The sequence below is a fragment of the Mesorhizobium sp. C372A genome (genome assembly GCF_030323245.1).
Taxonomy (GTDB): Bacteria; Pseudomonadota; Alphaproteobacteria; order Rhizobiales; family Rhizobiaceae; genus Mesorhizobium.
In genome coordinates this window covers 5,524,824-5,542,082 of sequence record NZ_CP100475.1, presented here as the reverse complement: position 1 = coordinate 5,542,082, position 17,259 = coordinate 5,524,824, and the positions used below count along the sequence as shown (strand labels likewise).

Sequence of the window (17,259 nt, the reverse complement as noted above, 5' to 3'; positions counted from 1 at the left end):
TTTTCTGGAACAAGCCGTGATGTCCCGCATTTTATTGGCAGGGACACAAGGAGTGTCGAGTGAAAGCGATTTTGGGACTGGTCGGCGGCTTCGTGCTGACCCTTGCGGTGTTCGGCAGCGGGCTGGTTTTCGCAGCCTGGCTGCTTGCCGCCAAGCCTGTGCGGGAGGCAAGGCCCACCGTTAGCGTGGCGGAACTGTGGACCCGGAAAGCGCGGCCGGTGGACAAGACGGCGCAGGACTTCGAACGTGTGCCGCCCGAGCAGTCCGCGCCTGCCGACATCGCCGCCAAGGAGCCAGCCCAGGACCCGGCCAGGCAGCAGCCCGATCCCACAGTCACCGGCGCCATCGCGCGGACCGAACTGCCGCCGCCGCATCTCGCCTGGTGCGCCAGCCGATACCGCTCCTACGATCCCGACGACAACAGCTACATGTCCTATAGCGGACAGCAGCGCACCTGCGTATCGCCCTATCTCGCCGCCGACCGCGTCGCGCCGCGAGAGGCAAGCTACGTCGAGGGCGCGGGCGCCTACGCGGCTGCCGGCGGCGAACCGGACCATGTCGCCTCCTGCTTCAGCCGCTATCGCTCCTACCGTCCGGAAGACAACAGCTACCAGCCATATTCCGGCGGGCCGAGACGGCAATGCGAGTAGCCAGCGCGAAGGGCGCCGCCAACGATTGCGACCGCGCGATTTCTGGGATCGTCCGGATCGTCCTCAAAGCCCAGGGGAGGAACCACCATGGAAGACGACCGGCATCACAAGATACAGCAGCGCGCCTACCAGATCTGGGAGCGCGAAGGCACTGGCGACCCCGAGCACCACTGGCACCGGGCCGAGGCCGAGATCGACCGCGAGGCGGCGCTGCCGCTGACCGCCGACGACGCCCTGCCGCGCGAGATCGCCAGCACCGACGTCCTGACCGTCGAGGAACTCGCCGTGCGCACCGGCATATCGGGCGACGAGGCGCAGGAGCTGATCGACAGGCTGGGCACGGACCGGGCGGTGGTTGAGCAGGCTGCGCGGGGGATTGAGGGAAAGAGGCGGGCGACGTCCTGATCAGAGGCCTGGGACGATCTTTCAGAGTGTCTTGTTGACACTTATCACTTTGGCAGTCGCGACAGAGGCCGTCATTCTCTGACAGCTTTGCGCCTAAATTGATCCGTGCTGGCCATAGCAACATCCGTAAGCGGACGGTGCCGATGCCGGCGAAGCAGCCCAGATGCCGCGATACGAAGTGCCAACCACTTCGCGGCACCAGCGTGCCTGTAGACACTCTCGCCACTTTCTCTATACGACGTCGAGACGGGGTGGCGAGCAACGATGATCACAGTGTTGGTGCACGAGTTGAATCAGACGCCGATGCGGCGGCTGATTTCGTCGGCAGGGCACTTGTTGCCGCTTTTGCGCATGGAAACCTATCAGTCAGTCTTCCGCCGACTAAACTTTCCCGCGGGTACCTTGGTTTTTACTGATTTTGAGTATCTGAATGGCATGGAAATGATGGCGGCGGCGGATATTGCCGAAGCCGCAAAGCGCGCCGACCCTGATGCTCGAATTCTAAACCATCCCGCGACTGTCCTGGAGCGGTTCGCCCTGCTCCGCCGGCTTCGTATTAGAGGAATCAACCCGGTCGAAGTATCGCGTCTGGAGCAGGATGAGCGACCAACCCGTTACCCTGTTTTTATCCGGATGGAAGATGGCTTTTGGGGGCCGGAAACCAAGCTTCTGGAAAACCCACGCCAACTTGAAGAGGCGATCGCCGTGCTCCAGGGCAACGCCAAGCCGATGAAGCGGCGCATCGCCGTCTCCTTTGAAGCCGATCGCGATTCGAACGGCTACTATCGAAAGTATGGCGCATTCCGCATTGGGGACGCGATTGTGTCCCAGCACATACTTAGGTCCGTCGACTGGAACGTTAAGTCATCGGCAAGCAGCACCGACCCGGATTTCGTGCGCGAGGAACTCGCCTTCGTAAAGGACAATCCGCACGCTGAGGACCTGCTTCGCGCCTGCAATACGGGCCATATCCAGTTCGGCCGCGTGGACTACACGTTGCGAGACGGCGCATTGGTGATATTCGAGGTCAACCCCAATCCGACTTTTCCGAAGTTCAAAGGTGGCGCAGCCGCCCGTGAGGAACGACGTAGCCACATTATCGCGGCGTTGAAAGTTGCATTCGAGGCAATCGACAGTTCCGGCACCGGGAGAATCGACTTCCTGCCTTCAGCCAGATCTTACCAATTCATTCAGTCGGGCCGCTGGATATGGCCAGTGAGATGGCTTTGGAGAACAAGAATGGCCCGGCGAAGGAAGATGCATTCGCAATGAACGGCCCGCGAGAAAGCCCACCGGCAGGGCAACGGATCTCGATCCACACCGACGAACCACTCACGCAACTTGCCCGTTTTTCGTTTGATTGGGCTGAGGTGCTGTGTGACCCGAGCCATGGGTGCATGCCCTACCATCGCACGTGGAGCATGATCCGCCTGCTGGAATCGAAAGGTGCCAAGCCGGCCGGCGGGGGGTTCTTTGGACGTGAATTGGCCGCCATGGCCCAGGAGGGACGCTGTCGCATTCTCCTCTCGGGCGCGGCCGACACCGGCCTGGCGGCAATGGTTCTGGGCCAAACGAGGCCGGTCGGCATCGAGCCCGAATTTGTGCTGATCGATCGCTGTGAAACGACGGTCGAACAGAACAGGCTGTTTGCACGCTCCGCCGGTTTTGCGCTCGAGACCCATCGCGCCGATATTCGCGGTTGCGACTGTGCGCCGGTGCAGGCAGTTGTCGCGCATAGCGTTCTTAATTTCTTCGACCGCAGCGCACGCCAGCAGGTGGTCGACAGTTGGGCACGTAATCTCAAGCCTGGCGGACGCCTGCTTCTCTCCCAGAGGTTGCTATCGGAAAAAGACCAGCCGAGGGGGCCTCGCAGCAGTGCTGAAATCGGCCGAAGGCTTTCGACCATCGAGAAGGCCGCCGTCGCGGCGCATTTTACTGCCGCTGCCGTGGCGGAGCTGAAGACGGCCGTCGAAGCGCTCTGGGATGAACCGCTACATGAAGATCGCACTACATATTCAGACCTTGCGGATATGCTGAAGCAATCCAACCTGACGATTGTCGGCTCGGAGCAGCATCATACCGGGAAAAGCGTTTCCCCGCTTGCCGCTGCCGACAGCGTCCAGACAATTCCTAGATACGAAATCGTCGCCGTCAGGATGTAGCCCGACCACTAGAATAAGTGCGACATCGCAGAAGCGGGAAGGTCGATAGCGGCTATCCGATCGAGATAAAACCAGGTCGCCACTGCGACCGCAACCGAGGTGCAAGATGCCAGTGTCGCCGACTTCAAGGTCAGCTTCTGACCGGCTGCAATCCATACCAGGGTAAACAGGGACAGCGCCGCCGGGAGGCCCGCCAGCCAGACAGCGACCGGCAACAGGAGCATCATCATCAACGGCACACGATGGCTTTCCGGGATCGTATGGGTCCGTTCGCCTCCCTGTTTCTCGTGACGAACAAGCGAGATCGTTTGCACAAGGGCGACCGCGAGCATCGCAAACAGACAACACCAGGCCACGGCCTGCGCGAAGATCGAATAGCCTGGCTGCCCTTGGAGCGATATCGCTGCCAGCACAGCGCATCCACCGGTCAACAGCCATGCGACCACGGCATCGGCACGCTTTGGCTTGACACGTCGCAGCGGCAAAACACCACCGCGCACGATCCATGCGAGGGAAAGCGCGATTATGACCATGATCGTCAACGACGCCGGCCGTTGTAGAGGGTTCAGCCTGCCGACACGGGCCAACTCCACACTGAGCGCCAGGTTTCGCTCGATGAAGCCGCCCAGGACGAATGATATGACAAAAGGAATTTGCGGCCAGTCGAGGCGCTTCAGCATGTAGCCGGCCAGCCCGAAAGCGACGGCTACGTACAGATCGATCAGCAGCCCGTTTAGCTGCACGATCGTCACGAAGCTGACGACAATGATCGGGAGCGCGATGCGGTCGATCCTGAGAGCAGTCAGGCGCGCAAAATATGGTGTCAACGCCAATCCCACTGCGGACGTCAGCAGGTTCGACAGCAGCAGCGCGGTAATCAACGTGAACGTCAGGGGCAAGCCGGTCGTCAGCATCGGTATGCCCGGAACGATGCCGTGTACCGTCAGGACTGTCAGCAGGATCAAGCCGCCCTCGCTGCCGGGAAGGCCGAAGGCAACGGTCGGCAGAAGCGAGCCTCCGTCCTTCGAATCGACGGCCGCTTCTGGCGCGATGATGCCCCTGATGTCACCAGATCCGAACCTTAAGCGCTGGTCCTTGGGGGTTGTCTGGATCGCCTGCCCGTAGGCAACGAAGCTGGCGACCGTTCCTCCAACACCTGGAATGATGCCGACCAACACGCCGATGGCCGACGATCGCATTGTCAGTCCCCAATGACGAAAGACAGCAAGCATACCGGTCCAGATCGAGTCGTTCGCGTTTTCCAGGCCAGCCGCTTTTTCAAGCTGCAATCTTTTTCGCCACGAGATGATTTCAGAAACGGTGAAAAAGCCAAGCAGCAGCGCGACCATGTCGACGCCATCGAAGAGAGCGATGCTCCCAAACGTCCAGCGTGGTTGGCCATAGGTCGGATCAGTTCCGACAAGACCGACCAAAAGCCCCAGCAGCGCCATCGCCAGCGCTTTCAGACGGGACGCGCTTGGAACCGCAATGATCGTCGACAGGCCCCATACGCCGAGCAGCACGTATTCAAACGGTCCGAATTGCAGGATGAACGGCCGAATGATCGGCATGAGCGCTATGAGGACGAGGACGCCAAAAACCGATCCGACGGCCGAGGCCGTTGCCGCGGCGGCTATCGCGGTGCGAGGCAGGCCGGCCCTGGACATCGGATGGCCGTCGAGCAGGGTTGCCGCGCTTGGCGCGTTGCCCGGTATGTTGAAGAGGATAGCCGTTATAGATCCCATGAAGGTCGCGCCGCCGGTCAGGGCGCCAAACAGCAACAACACCGATACCGGATCCCAATGCACGGTTGCGACCAGCAGAAGGGTTGCAAGGCTGGCGCCGCCAATCCCTGGAAGAAAGGACGTAGCCATGGCAACCAAGGTGCCAAGCACCGGGATCAGTATGTTCGGCCAGGAGAATACATTGCCCAGTCCAGTGCCGAGGGCAGCCCAATATCCGGTCATCAGCGCGTTGCTCGCGCATCCCGCTCGAGTTCCGGGTGTTTTTTCAGATACGCTTCCGCCTCATGGAAGGCACTGAGCATATCGTTGATCACGATGACGGTCTGGTCAGCGTCGCGCGGCTCGATTGGACGTTTCTGAGCTTCAAGCGCCACCTTGAACCCATCGCTCTTGACCGCGGCAGAGACGGCGTCACGAAGACAACCTAGCGATTTCTGCTCCATGTCGGCAGGGGCAAAAAATCCCCGCGCTGTCGCCGAAGCTTTCGCGACGGCGATGGCCAACCGCAATCGTTCTTCCTGCTTCTCCTTGGAAAGGCCTTGGCTACGCTGCCACACCAACCCTCCTTCACCCGCCAGGAAAGCCACGCCTGGCGCGTTCGGGTCAGGTCCCTCCGTGAGAACCAGACCGACTTTGGCTTCGCCTGCGGCGGTCGAGCGCAAGCCTGTCGTCAATGAATTGGATGTCATATCGCCTTCGCCACGCAGGAGCGCGGACATGAGTGCGCCGCTGCCTTCATAGCCCGAGACCACGTCGACCTTGATATCGAGGAGGTGCGCGGTGAGCACTATCGGCAGGATGCCGGCTTCAAGCGATGAAACCGACGCGACCAGATGTTTGGCGCTTTGCAAATCGACATCGTTCCGAACGATCCACGCTTCGGGATCGATGTGAATCAGTCCTATCGGATTTAGCCGATTCATCCAGTTGTCGACGCCAGCCGGAATGTCACCTTGCGAAATTATGTCGGAGACGCTTTCAATCATAAGGACCAGTTCGTCGGATGGCGCATTGGTTACACGCTTTAGCGCCGCAAATCCGCCTGCCGCGGGCATATTCACGACCCTGACATCGAGCTCGGTCGTGCTGGCAAGGGCCGGCGCAAATGCACGGGCATAGGTATCATAGCCGCCGCCGGCAGCGTTGGGGACAACGAGGGTGATTCGCCGGCCGGCGTAGGTGGTTGCGCAAGCGATCTCGCCGCCGCTTGCCGCGGACGGCAGGTAGATTGCCGCGGCGGTGATTGCCGCCAACGCCACACGAAAGAACTTCATCTCGCCAAGCCCCAGATTTCACCCAGTGGTGATACTTTAGATAGCCCTTGCAACGCCAGCGTTGTTCCTTAGCAATCGCGCTTAGTTTCGTGAATGTCGCGGTCTGTGTCGCCAATTGGCGTCCGATCTGCCAAGCGGTTATTCAGTTCATTAACCTTTCATTAACCATACCACGGCTAGCGTTTACCTCTCAGTAAGGAATCGCCCGCCGTGACCTTTGCCGCTCCCCTCGAGGCCAAATCCATTCGCTTTCGCGCCCGCTCCTTCGTCGCGTTCACGCTGACGCCGGAGGCGCCTTTGGATGTTTGGCTGGAGAGCCTCGATCGCTGGGTCGGCAATTCGCCGGGCTATTTTGCCGGGCGCCCGGTGGTGCTCGACCTGAACGTGCTGAAGCCCGATGTCGTGGCCATCGAAGCGCTGGTCGATCTGCTCGGCCAGCGCGGCATTCGCATCTACGCCATCGAGCTCGACGGCGGCACTGAGCTTGGCGCGCATCTGCCGCCGGTGCTGGTCGGCGCCAAGGAGGCGACCACCGACGGGCTGCTGCTGCAGCCGAGCCGCAAGGCGGGCAGGGCGGAGGACGCCACTGCGGTGGGCGACATGAAGGCGGCCGGTGACATCAAGGCAGAGGCCGGCGATTTGAAGGCGGGCGAGTTGAAACCGGCGGGCGGTGCCAAGACGCAGCCTCAAGACGTCAAAATTGCCGCGCCGGACGCCGGCACGTTGATGATCCGCTCGCCGATCCGTTCGGGGCAGCTGATCTTCCATCCGCATGGCGATGTCATCGTGCTGGGTTCGGTCGCCTCCGGCTCCGAGATCGTCGCCACCGGTTCCATCCATGTCTATGGCACGCTGCGCGGCCGCGCTTCGGCGGGCGCTCAAGGCAACACGGCGGCGCGTGTCTTCTGCCGCAGGAACGAAGCCGAGCTTCTGTCGGTGGATGGCTGGTATTGCACCGCCGAGGAGATGGACCCGTCAGTCCGGGGCAAGGCTGTGCAGGCATTTCTCGACAACGGCATGCTGCGCATCGCCCCTTTCAGCTAATGCGTCTCGCCCGACAACGACATAACGAACAACAACGGAGGCTTTATTGATGGGCAAGGTAGTGGTGGTCACCTCGGGCAAGGGGGGCGTCGGCAAGACGACCTCTACCGCGGCTCTGGGGGCGGCGGTCGCCAAGACCGGCAAGAAGGTGGCGCTGGTCGATTTCGATGTCGGCCTGCGCAACCTCGATTTGATCATGGGCGCCGAACGCCGCGTGGTGTTCGACCTCGTCAACGTCATCCAGGGCTCGGCAAAGCTGTCGCAGGCGCTGATCCGCGACAAGCGGGTCGAGACGCTGTTCCTGCTGCCGGCCTCGCAGACGCGCGACAAGGATGCGCTGACCGAGGAGGGCGTCGCCGAGGTCATCGGCAAGCTGCGCTCGGTGTTCGACTACGTCTTCTGCGACAGCCCGGCCGGCATCGAGCGCGGTGCGCAGCTCGCCATGCGCTTTGCCGACGAGGCGGTCATCGTCACCAATCCGGAAGTGTCGTCGGTGCGCGATTCCGACCGCATCATCGGCCTGCTCGATTCCCGCACCTTGCGGGCCGAGGAGGGCGAGCAGATCGCCAAGCATGTGCTGGTCACGCGCTACGATGCGGGACGCGCCGCGCGGGGCGAAATGCTGTCGATCGACGATGTGCTGGAGATCCTGTCGGTGCCGCTGCTCGGCATTATCCCTGAGAGCCAGGATGTGCTGCGCGCCTCCAACCTCGGTTCGCCGGTGACGCTGTCGGAGCCGCTCAATGCCGCTGCCAAGGCTTACATCGACGCGGCCAAGCGGCTCGAGGGCGAACAGCTGCCGGTCATCGTGCCCTTCGAACGCAAGGGCTTCCTCGATCGTCTTTTGGGAAGGAGGGCGGCATGAACCTGCTCGACATCTTCAAGCGGCGCACCAGCGCGCCGGTGGCGCGCGAACGGCTGCAAGTGCTTCTCGCCTATGAGCGCCGCAACCGCAGCCAGCCCGATCTCGTCTCCATCCTGCGCGAAGAGATCATGGCGGTGATCGCCAAGCATGTGCAGATCGACCAGGATTATCTGCAAGTTTCGATGGACCGCGGCGAGACCATGTCGACGCTGGAGATCGACATCCAGATCCCCAACAAGAGCGCAGTGCCGCTGGCCATGGCCGGGTGAGATTGAAGCTGCTGATCTCCCCCTTGTGGGGGAGATGGCCGGCAGGCCAGAGGGGGGCGCTGTCCCGCTGGCCTGTCAATTACATGTAGCAACGGCTTTGCCGAAGATCTGGATTCGCTGAGACGTAGCGATCCTTCGCGCCCCCCTCTGTCCTGCCGGACATCTCCCCCACGAGGGGGGAGATTGCGCTCCTCGCGCTCGCCTGCGCCAAGTACCCCCGCCCGGACCTACGGTCCGACCTCCCCACAAGGGGGAGGTAGGGGGCCAGCGCCTCTCCCCAAAAAACATTCAACCAACCAGTTGACTATCTAAAATCGCATCTCTATATTCAACTACATGGTTGAATTAGAGACGCCCCAGATGGACCAGGTTTTTCACGCCCTTGGCGATGCCACGCGCCGGAACATGCTTAACCACCTCGCCGGCGGCGAGCGTACGGTGAGTGAGTTGGCGCAGCCCTTCGCCATGTCGCTGGCCGCAGCCTCCAAGCACATCAAGGCGCTGGAGCATGCCGGGCTGATCCGGCGCGAAGTGCGCGGGCGCACCCATGTCTGCCGCCTCGAGGCCCGCCCGCTGGCCACCGCCTATCAGTGGCTCGGCCAATACGCGCGTTTCTGGAACAGCCGCCTCGATGTCCTCGAACAGCTTTTGCGCGAGGAGGCGGGGCGCAAAACGTCGACAACGCCGTCAACGCCGGCACCGGCAAATCCAGAACCATCGAAGCCGGAATCACCCAGGCCAACACCTTCCAAGGGAGACGACCGATGAACCAGATGAACAGCTTCGACGGCTACGCCCAGCTGATCCAGCCGGCCACTTTGAGGATCGAACGGCTTTTGCCCGGAACCAGGGAGCGCGTCTGGGAATATCTGACGCAGAGCGATCTGCGCCGCAAATGGCTGGCGGCCGGCGACATGGAGATGGAGGAAGGCTCTTCCTTCGAGCTGGTCTGGCGCAACGACGAACTGACCGATCCGCCCGGCGACAGGCCGGCCAGCTTCAGTGGCGGCGAGCAGCGGATGCACAACCAGATCGTCGAGTGCGATCCGCCGCGCAAGCTCACCATCACCTGGAACGGCAGCGGCAATGTCACCTTCGAATTGGCGCAGCGCGGCGACGACGTTCTGCTCACCCTGGTCCACCGCCGCCTGCCGGACCGCTCGAGCCTGATGATGCATGCCGCAGGCTGGCACGTGCATCTCGACCTCCTGGTTGCCCGCGTGGCGGCCGAGAAGCCCGAACCGTTCTGGGACAGCTTTAGCCGTATCGTGGCGGAATACGACCGGCGCCTGCCGGCCTGACCTGACCTAACGCATCGCCCGGTCCAACCGGGCACCATCGATCCCTTGCGCCGGATGCCGGCGCAAGGGCCGGCGAAACACGCGCCTTCGCCAGATACCGCGGCGCGTCATCGGAAGTGAAACCAGGCAACGTGCTTGCATCCCGCAAGCCCGAAGGAGGAAGTCATGCGTAAATTGATCACCGGAATGAAGATCTCCATCGACGGCAAGATCGAAGGCCCCGAAGGCTTCGCCGACTGGGTCGACAACTGGTCGGAGGAATACGGCCTGATGCCTGAGATCGACGCCTGCCTGCTCGGCGGCGTCATGTATGCCGGTTATGAGCGCTACTGGAGCGCGATCCAACAGAACGAGCCGGACCAGCCATTGCCGATGACCGGCAGACTGGTCGACCCGGCCGAACTCGAATGGGCGCGCTTTGCCGCGAAAACCCCGCACTATGTGTTGTCGAACACCATGACGACGGCAGCCTGGGCCTCCACGCGCTTGCTGCGCAGCCTCGACGACATCGCGGCGCTGAAGCGCGAGCCCGGCAAGGACATCTACCTCATGGGCGGCGCCCGCCTCACCGCCAGCCTGATCGAGGCGGGGCTAGTGGATGAAATGCGGCTCATCGTCTACCCGCTGCTCGCCGGCGACGGCAAGGCGCTGTTCGGCACGGTGCACGCCCGGCACGGACTGGAACTGCGCAAGGCCGAGGCGCTTTCGGATGGACGTGTGAGCCTGGTGTATCGGCTGGCGAGCTAGCCTCTTTTCCTCTCCCTCCGGAGGGGAGAGGTGGCGCCGCGAAGCGGCGACGGAGTGGGGGAAGGCGCTCATGAAACCCACGGTCGCCGCCTCCGGCAAGCAGGCAATCGGGCGGATGTGATGGACGGTCGACCCCCACTCCGTCGAGCTTCGCTCGACACCTCTCCCCCGATCGACGGGGGAGAGGAAATGCGTCGGCGTTCGCCTTCCACGTCTTGCCCCATCAACAGTCTGCCCGTGCCACACGACAGCCAGGCCTATTATCCATATCTCGGGCCAACGCTGCGGCGCACCGCGCGGAGGGACTGGAATTGACGTCGACGTCGATTGCCGCAGCTGAAGCGAAGGCCTTGCCGATCGGCGCGTTGCTTGGCGCCATGGTGTCGATCCAGATCGGCGCCACCTTCGCCAAGGGCCTGTTTCCGCTGATCGGCGCCAATGGCACCACGGCGCTGCGGCTGGTCGTGGGCGCGCTGATGCTGGCGGCGGTGCTGAGGCCGTGGCGGGTGCGGCCGTCGCGCGCCGTGCTGCCCTGGCTCATCGCCTACGGCGTCAACCTCGCGGCGCTGAACCTTTTGTTTTACGCAGCGCTCGCCAGAATCCCGCTCGGCGTCGCGGTGGCGCTCGAATTCTCCGGCCCGCTGCTTGTGGCGACGCTGTCGTCGCGGCGCGCCACCGACTTCGTCTGGGTGGTCCTGGCCGTTTCCGGCATATTGCTGTTGTCGCCCTTCATCCACTCCGGCAGTGCACTCGACCCGCTCGGCGTGATGCTGGCGCTGGCAGCCGGCGGCTGCTGGGCGCTCTACATCGTCTTTGCGCAAAAGGCCGGCGCCGAGCTCGGCAGCCAGACCACGGCTTACGGGCTGGTCATTGCCGCTGCCGTCGCCCTGCCGTTCGGCCTCGCCGAGGCGGGTACCGGCCTGATCGCACCCGCGATCCTGGTCAGCGCGCTGCTGGTCGGGCTGTTCTCCAGTGCCTTGCCGTTCTGGCTGGAGATGGTGGCGCTGACCCGGATGCCGGCCAGGCTCTACGGCACGCTGACCTGTCTGGAGCCGGCGCTGGGCGCGCTGGCCGGCTTCCTGTTCCTGCACGAGATCCTGAGCCCGCTGCAATGCGCGGGCATTGCCGCAGTCGTCGTCGCCGCCTTCGGCGCCGCGCTGACCACGAAGCCGCCGGTGCCGTCGCCGGAATAGTTGCCTGAAATGGATATGTGACGCCGATGCCGTGGTCCGCCGGTCCCGTGTCCGGTTGCTCAAGCGCCTGCAGCATCGATATATGGATCGATGTATGCGCAGGAGATCCAGATGAGCAGGGCCGACAGCATTGCTTGAGCCGTCCGTGATCAAGGCAATACTCCTTGTCGGGTTCGCCGCTGTCGTTGCGGCTCTCGCCTGGCGGCTGGCGCGGTCTCGTCGCAGAGCCCGGCTTCGTGAAGATCCGGCCAACGACTACGCCGTGCGCCGCGACTGGTCGGGCAACCACGGCAAGCTCAATCATTCGACCTTTGTCTATTTCGATGCCGATCGCGACGGTCGCTACGGGCTCGGCGACCGCCCGATGGCTGGCATCATGGTCAGACTGCATGATGGCGACGGCCGCTTCGTCGCCGCGGCGCGGAGCAATCGCGGCGGCTTTGCCAATTTCCTGGCGTCGACCAAACGTCGGGCCGCGCCCATCCATGTGCCGGGCAGCTACCGCTTCACCGTGTCGGTTCCGCCCGGCTGGCGCTCCAGCAGCGCCAACGAGGTCCAGTCGCAGCACCTCCGGCCGCTGCCGGGCTCGCCCACCGGGCTGGTCTCGGAAGCAATGCTGCAGCCGGTCGGCCTGTTTGCGATACGCCGGCTCAGCGGCCGCGTAGCGGACGGTATCTCGGCGAGCATCTCGGTGATGGCGAAAGGGCAAGAGGTGGCGGTGCATCCGCTCAGCGATGGCTTCCGCCTCGATCTGCCCGATGACGCCGACGCGATCGAAATCACCGGCGGTGGCATGGAACGACGACTGGCCTTGTCGGCCTACCCGACCGAACTCGGCCTGCTGTCGCCCGAGAACGCGGCTGTCGACAGCGCCGCGTCCTTGCAGGCCATCGGTTTCGACGATGTCACGACGCGCGGCCTGCGCAAGGTGCCGTCCGGTTATGCCGGGTTGACCTGGTTCAACCTGAACGCACTGGCGCGCGATCATACTGAAGGCAGCGAAGGCTACGTCAACGGCAATATCTCGGGAGACCATGTCTGCTATACGAGCAGCGGACACCCGGCCGAATTCTCGAGCGACAAACCGTTCGGGTTCCATTCCGTGATGCTGACAGCGGCATGGTTGAAGTCCGAAGGCGAAACCGCACTGGTCGAGAGCTGGCTTGGCGACCGGCTGATCGCCAGCGACACGATCGTCCTGTCGGCACTGGCGCCCGTCCACTATGCGCCGATGCTGGCGGCGGTGACGCGCGTGCGCCTCTCCACGAGCCACTATTGGCAGCTCGTGCTCGACGATCTGGTGGTTGTGCGCTGAAGCGTGTCGCGATTAATCGGGGTGAAAGGGTTTATCGCGGATTGGAAGCACCGTTCGCGGTGACCTGCGAGAGCTTGCCTTTTTTGACCAGCACCGGTTTCAGATAGGTCTTCCTCATTTTCCACTCTCCACGTCGGGCACCCAAAGCCCTGTTCCCGGCCAGACGGCACGAGGCGTCGGATAATCGGCTGCTAGACGGCGACCGGCCCGGAGCCGTTACCATTGTCGGCTGTAACCTGCGAGAGCTTGCCCTTCTTGACCAGCACCGGCTTCGAATAGGTCTTCTTCATGCCGCATCTCCAGTGTCAGGCGAGGCCGCCAGATCAGGCGACAGCCGACTCAACGACTTCACTCGATCGGGCCGGAACCCGCTCCATTGGCGAGCGCCGTAACCTGCGAAAGCTTGCCTTTTTTGACCAGAACAGGCTTCGAATAGGTTTTCTTCATAGTGAATCCTCCGAGCTTACGCGATAATGCCAGACGGATCGGCACTGTCAACCTTCGCGGCCACGCTGTCCCATCCCGGTTTTTCTTGGCGCCGATGCGCTAACTGCAAGTCCACCTTCATCGACAAAGCGTTGTTCTTGGGCGTGCATGGCGTGGCCGGGTTGCGGTGCGAAAAATGTCCGAAACTGCGGCGGGTCTGGCCTGGTTGGTCGGCCTGCTCAAACAGAGCGGCAATGCAGCGCGGACTGGCCCAGCCTAAACATTGGCCTTGCCGTCGCGCCGCACTCACAGTTCCTTCTCCGCCAGTTCGCGGAAGGCATCGGGAACCGAGCGCCGGGCTTCCAGCGCCACGGCGCCATAGCCGACAGCCTCTCTGCCAAAGCGCTGGCGGATCTTGTCGATGGCGCGGTCGGCGCCAAAGCGCGCCAGGCCTTGCCTGCTGCCGGGCCGCTGCTTTTCATCGGCAAGCCCGAGCGGCAGCTCCAGCTGCAGCTCGGCACTTTCTTCCAGCTGCGACACCGAGATCGCCAGCAGCGAGATGGTCTTCTCCCGAGGGTTGGCGGCCAGCACGCCGCGCACCAGCTCCCCGGCGATTTCGGCCAGCATCGCGGTTGCCGAAATCGGCTGATCGAGCGTCAGCGAGCGTGTGACGGCGTGCAGATCGGCGAAACGCACGCGCACCGTCACCGTGCGCCCGGGCCGTGATTTCGCCCTGAGCCGGCTGGCGACCCGGTCTGCCAGATGCAGCAGCACGGGTCCGAAGATACGCGCTTCGGCCGGCCGTCTGCCAAGCGCCGACTGCGCGCCGGCGGAATGCGACCGCCTGTGGGTTTCGAGCTTTCGCGGGTCGCGGTTCCATGCCAGCGACGCCAGCTTTTCGCCGGCGGCGGGCCCGAGCAACCTTCGCAGCGCCCCACTATGCGTCTTTGCCAACTGGCCGATGGTCTCGATGCCGATCTCGGCCAGCCGCGCCTTGGTCGCCGGGCCGACGCCCCACATCAGCCCGACCGGCAGATCATGCAGGAAGGCAAGTTCGGTGTCCGGATCGACCACCACCAGCCCGTCGGGCTTGGCCACCTGCGAGGCGATCTTGGCCAGATGCTTGGTGCGCGCCACGCCGATCGAGATCGGCAGGCCAAGCTCTGCCCGGACGCGCCGACGCACCGTGGCGGCGATCTCGGGCGGCGGCCCGAACAGATGCGTGCAGCCGGCGACGTCGGCAAAGGCTTCATCGATGGAAATCCGCTCGACCAGCGGCGTGAAATCGTCGAGCACCTTGATGGCGGCATCGCCCAGCCGCTGATAGTCGGCGAAATGGCCGCCGACGAAAATCAGTCCGGGGCAAAGCTCGCGCGCGCGTCGTCCGGGCATGCCGCCGCGCACGCCGAAAACCCTGGCTTCGTAGGAGGCGGCAAGCACGACGCCGCCGCCGACGGCGATCGGCTTGCCCCTGAGCGCCGGGTCGAGCAGCTGCTCGACCGAGGCGTAGAAGGCGTCGAGATCCGCATGCAGGATGGTGGGTTCCATCCCGACCGTTCCCTTTGCGGCGTTGCAGCATTAGCCGCGTCTGTTGTGAGAGGCGTTTTTCCGAACAAATAGAGAACAAACAGGGCCTATTGTCAAGCGAAGCGGTTGCCGCCGGCCGGTCCGTTCCAGGTCGGGCCGTCGAGTGCTCCGCCTGGGCATCGGACCTGCGGAACATTGTCTCTCGCCTCAGCGTTCATATCCGCGACGGGACGCTGTTTTTGTGGAGGCCGGTATGGGCCAGTTCGAGATGATCGACCTCGTCAGCGTCGTTGACGCCTGCACGAGCGATCGCGTTGCCGGGCACTGCGTGTCAATGGCCAGGGCGGTGGAGGAGTTGCGAGTGCTGACCGGTGATTTCGTATCGCCGGACGAGACGGTGGCCAACGCGCTGTCGGCAGTGGCGCTGGGGCGCGGCTGCGCGGTGGTGTTCGACGAGCGAGCGGGCGCCGACATCTTGCTGACGCCGTAGCGCGGCGGCGCCGGGTTGTGGCAGCCAGAAAAGTCGAACAGCGTGCAAAAAGCTGTGCAGGCATGGCCCCATAACCGGGGCGTGGAAAATTTCTGCGCGTGGGTGTATTCTCCAGGTCGCAAGCGGTCGCAGACCGCATAGGGGGAGAAATGACATGCCGAGGGTTTCAGAACTCTTTTTCAAAACTGCCATCTTGTTCCTGATGTTGGGGATTGCGGCCGGCCTGCAGATGGCGATCTCGGGCGACCACGCCGCTTTTCCGGCGCACGCGCATATCAATCTGCTCGGTTGGGTGACGAGCGCCATCTTCGGCGGCTACTACGCGCTCAATCCGCAAAAGGCGGCGCGTCGCGTCGCCATGATCCACTACGGGCTCTACACTCTCGGCTTGGTGATCATGCTGCCGGCGCTGTATGTGATGCTGCAGGGAAACCCGGCGCTTGAACCGATCGTCGCCGGCGGCTCGCTCATTATCGCCGCTGCCGTTCTGGTTTTTGCTTTCGTGGTGTTTTCGCCCGAAACGGCGCGCTCGGTGTCCGGCGTGGTTCCGGCCTCTCGCTGACTGTTCGCGCGCGGCGATCAAAGTCCGACCCGCATTCGCGACCCGCGACACGGGTTGGCCAGGCCGATGGCCGCAGCCGCTGGCTGCGGTGTCTATCGCCGCGTCGGCGTTTAACATACCCGAGTCCCACCACGTATTATTTCGTGACTATTTGGCGCCGGAACCTTCCCAGATATCGCGCGTTGCGGCGACTGTATTCGCGCTGCCTTATATATAGGCAGACTTGAGTACGTCCACAGCATGGGTTGGGGGAGGAGCAGGCCACCATGTCGAAAAGAGAAATCGGAACGTCGGCCTCACTGGGCCGACGCATCGCCGATCTGAAAGCCAGGATGCGAGACGCCAGCGTTACTGAACACGAGATGCAGACCTTCCAGAAGGTCGCAGCCATCATGGGAGGTGTCGAAGGCTCCCTACGCCTCGACGCCGACGACCTGATCGCGGCGTCCTTCGTCACCGAGGCGCTCGGCGATCCCGGGTCGAATTGAAGGTCAGAGCCCGTCGGCACTCAAGTGCCGGCGGTCGATGGCCCGGTTCGCAGCGCCGCGATGCCGGAGCGTGTCTGCACCGCCCGCGGCGGGGATTTCTTGCGCACTTTGAAGATTTCAGGCGAGCGGCCTCGACGGCGCTTGAAATATTGGGCTTCGCGTTCGTGCTTCTCGGCTGCTTCTCGGCTGTCGAAGGTGCCGAGATTGTCGCCGTCCAGCCCTTGACCACAAGGGCTAAGCCAAACCGCCAAGGCGCCTTAAACGAAGGATCCGGCCAGCCGGATCCTTCGAAATATCGCGATGCTCCGGCATCGCCTTCAGCTCATACTTGGTCCAACTGGTGACGGCGTGGACGTCCCGGGAAACCTCTCGAAAGTCCGCGGTCGCTGCCTTACACGTCGTCGAACGGGCCGCCGCGCCTCGCCAGGTCGTGACCAATGGCGGCTTCCTCGGCGTCGTCGGGCAAGGCATCGTCACTGTCCTGGTAGGGGTTGTCGTCATCCTCCTCGGGCAGTTCGCCTTCCTTCTCGACACCGGTGGTGTCCGGCAGGCTTTCCTCATCTGCTCCGTCGGGTAGGACCGTTGCGCCACGCAGCGCATCCCAATCCTGCCGGCGCGGCGTCGGCGCTTCCACTTCATCATTGGCGATCCTGTCGCGGGCATCGCTTTTGCTCGGTGGCGCCTCGACCTCGTCATTGGGTTTTCTGTTTCGTTCCATGATTGCCTCCTCTGGGCGGCTTAGCGTCGAGAAGGTGGAACTCACTTCCGGCTGCCAGGTTCCAGCAACCACTCCAGC

General features: G+C 63.2%; 22 protein-coding genes. 15 read left to right on the top strand and 7 right to left on the bottom strand.

Annotated elements, in window-relative coordinates; genetic code table 11:
* Positions 1–59: 59 nt before the first annotated feature.
* The 4 genes from NLY42_RS26745 (at position 60) to NLY42_RS26730 (ending at position 3,217) form a co-directional block, all read left to right on the top strand.
* Positions 60–650 carry a BA14K family protein gene (locus NLY42_RS26745; RefSeq protein WP_023701844.1) on the top strand — a complete coding sequence of 197 codons (591 nt, stop codon included), beginning with the start codon at positions 60–62 and terminating at the stop codon, positions 648–650.
* A gap of 87 nt (positions 651–737) precedes the next feature.
* On the top strand, positions 738–1,055 hold the full coding sequence (locus NLY42_RS26740; protein WP_023754663.1) for a DUF2934 domain-containing protein: 318 nt from the start codon (positions 738–740) through the stop codon (positions 1,053–1,055).
* Between the two features lie 264 nt (positions 1,056–1,319).
* The gene (locus NLY42_RS26735) at positions 1,320–2,327 is read left to right on the top strand and encodes a hypothetical protein (protein ID WP_023754662.1); all 1,008 of its coding nucleotides are present in this window, start codon (positions 1,320–1,322) and stop codon (positions 2,325–2,327) included.
* Complete coding sequence (locus NLY42_RS26730) at positions 2,276–3,217, top strand: class I SAM-dependent methyltransferase (protein WP_198022199.1); 942 nt, start codon at positions 2,276–2,278, stop codon at positions 3,215–3,217. The genes NLY42_RS26735 and NLY42_RS26730 overlap by 52 nt, the downstream gene beginning before the upstream one ends.
* Before the next feature lie 8 nt (positions 3,218–3,225).
* Here the strand turns inward: NLY42_RS26730 and NLY42_RS26725 are convergent, their stop codons facing one another.
* Together NLY42_RS26725 and NLY42_RS26720 are read right to left on the bottom strand one after the other, a co-directional pair.
* Positions 3,226–5,184: a tripartite tricarboxylate transporter permease gene (locus NLY42_RS26725; protein WP_023754660.1), complete on the bottom strand. Its 1,959-nt coding sequence runs from the start codon at positions 5,182–5,184 to the stop codon at positions 3,226–3,228.
* Entirely contained in the window at positions 5,184–6,236 is a 1,053-nt protein-coding gene (locus NLY42_RS26720; RefSeq protein WP_023754659.1) for a Bug family tripartite tricarboxylate transporter substrate binding protein, read from the bottom strand. The genes NLY42_RS26725 and NLY42_RS26720 overlap by 1 nt, the downstream gene beginning before the upstream one ends.
* Before the next feature lie 210 nt (positions 6,237–6,446).
* Here NLY42_RS26720 and minC point away from each other — a divergent pair, with 210 nt between their 5' ends.
* The 8 genes from minC (at position 6,447) to NLY42_RS26680 (ending at position 12,970) form a co-directional block, all read left to right on the top strand.
* Complete coding sequence (minC, locus tag NLY42_RS26715; RefSeq protein ID WP_023754658.1) at positions 6,447–7,280, top strand: septum site-determining protein MinC; 834 nt, start codon at positions 6,447–6,449, stop codon at positions 7,278–7,280.
* A gap of 49 nt (positions 7,281–7,329) precedes the next feature.
* Positions 7,330–8,145 carry a septum site-determining protein MinD gene (gene minD / locus NLY42_RS26710; RefSeq protein WP_023670342.1) on the top strand — a complete coding sequence of 272 codons (816 nt, stop codon included), beginning with the start codon at positions 7,330–7,332 and terminating at the stop codon, positions 8,143–8,145.
* A complete protein-coding gene (gene minE, locus NLY42_RS26705; RefSeq protein WP_023684809.1) occupies positions 8,142–8,414 on the top strand; it encodes a cell division topological specificity factor MinE in 273 nt (90 codons plus the stop codon). The genes minD and minE overlap by 4 nt, the downstream gene beginning before the upstream one ends.
* A gap of 336 nt (positions 8,415–8,750) precedes the next feature.
* Positions 8,751–9,182: an ArsR/SmtB family transcription factor gene (locus NLY42_RS26700; protein WP_023754657.1), complete on the top strand. Its 432-nt coding sequence runs from the start codon at positions 8,751–8,753 to the stop codon at positions 9,180–9,182.
* Positions 9,179–9,715: an SRPBCC family protein gene (locus tag NLY42_RS26695; protein WP_023749880.1), complete on the top strand. Its 537-nt coding sequence runs from the start codon at positions 9,179–9,181 to the stop codon at positions 9,713–9,715. The genes NLY42_RS26700 and NLY42_RS26695 overlap by 4 nt, the downstream gene beginning before the upstream one ends.
* 165 nt (positions 9,716–9,880) lie before the next feature.
* Positions 9,881–10,462 carry a dihydrofolate reductase family protein gene (locus NLY42_RS26690; RefSeq protein ID WP_031209893.1) on the top strand — a complete coding sequence of 194 codons (582 nt, stop codon included), beginning with the start codon at positions 9,881–9,883 and terminating at the stop codon, positions 10,460–10,462.
* Between the two features lie 311 nt (positions 10,463–10,773).
* Positions 10,774–11,655, top strand: coding sequence for an EamA family transporter (locus NLY42_RS26685; RefSeq protein WP_023754656.1), 882 nt, complete (start codon positions 10,774–10,776; stop codon positions 11,653–11,655).
* A 145-nt stretch (positions 11,656–11,800) separates the two neighbouring features.
* Positions 11,801–12,970 (top strand): hypothetical protein, encoded by a 1,170-nt coding sequence (locus NLY42_RS26680; protein WP_023754655.1) that lies wholly within the window; start codon positions 11,801–11,803, stop codon positions 12,968–12,970.
* A gap of 191 nt (positions 12,971–13,161) precedes the next feature.
* Here NLY42_RS26680 and NLY42_RS26675 read toward each other — a convergent pair whose 3' ends face one another.
* From NLY42_RS26675 to dinB, 3 genes are all read right to left on the bottom strand, one after another.
* Entirely contained in the window at positions 13,162–13,260 is a 99-nt protein-coding gene (locus tag NLY42_RS26675; protein WP_023684816.1) for a hypothetical protein, read from the bottom strand.
* A 58-nt stretch (positions 13,261–13,318) separates the two neighbouring features.
* Entirely contained in the window at positions 13,319–13,417 is a 99-nt protein-coding gene (locus tag NLY42_RS26670) for a hypothetical protein (protein WP_023670351.1), read from the bottom strand.
* A 285-nt stretch (positions 13,418–13,702) separates the two neighbouring features.
* The gene (gene dinB / locus NLY42_RS26665; protein WP_023693870.1) at positions 13,703–14,944 is read right to left on the bottom strand and encodes a DNA polymerase IV; all 1,242 of its coding nucleotides are present in this window, start codon (positions 14,942–14,944) and stop codon (positions 13,703–13,705) included.
* Positions 14,945–15,176: 232 nt separating this feature from the next.
* Between dinB and NLY42_RS26660 the strand changes: the two genes are divergently transcribed.
* From NLY42_RS26660 to NLY42_RS26650, 3 genes are all read left to right on the top strand, one after another.
* The gene (locus NLY42_RS26660) at positions 15,177–15,413 is read left to right on the top strand and encodes a hypothetical protein (RefSeq protein ID WP_023689015.1); all 237 of its coding nucleotides are present in this window, start codon (positions 15,177–15,179) and stop codon (positions 15,411–15,413) included.
* 154 nt (positions 15,414–15,567) lie between these two features.
* A complete protein-coding gene (locus NLY42_RS26655) occupies positions 15,568–15,975 on the top strand; it encodes a heme-copper oxidase family protein (protein WP_023693868.1) in 408 nt (135 codons plus the stop codon).
* A 266-nt stretch (positions 15,976–16,241) separates the two neighbouring features.
* Complete coding sequence (locus NLY42_RS26650) at positions 16,242–16,463, top strand: hypothetical protein (protein ID WP_023693867.1); 222 nt, start codon at positions 16,242–16,244, stop codon at positions 16,461–16,463.
* Between the two features lie 20 nt (positions 16,464–16,483).
* Here the strand turns inward: NLY42_RS26650 and NLY42_RS26645 are convergent, their stop codons facing one another.
* Entirely contained in the window at positions 16,484–16,714 is a 231-nt protein-coding gene (locus NLY42_RS26645; protein WP_023702926.1) for a hypothetical protein, read from the bottom strand.
* 140 nt (positions 16,715–16,854) lie between these two features.
* Positions 16,855–17,181: a hypothetical protein gene (locus NLY42_RS26640; protein ID WP_023754653.1), complete on the bottom strand. Its 327-nt coding sequence runs from the start codon at positions 17,179–17,181 to the stop codon at positions 16,855–16,857.
* Positions 17,182–17,259: the final 78 nt, after the last annotated feature.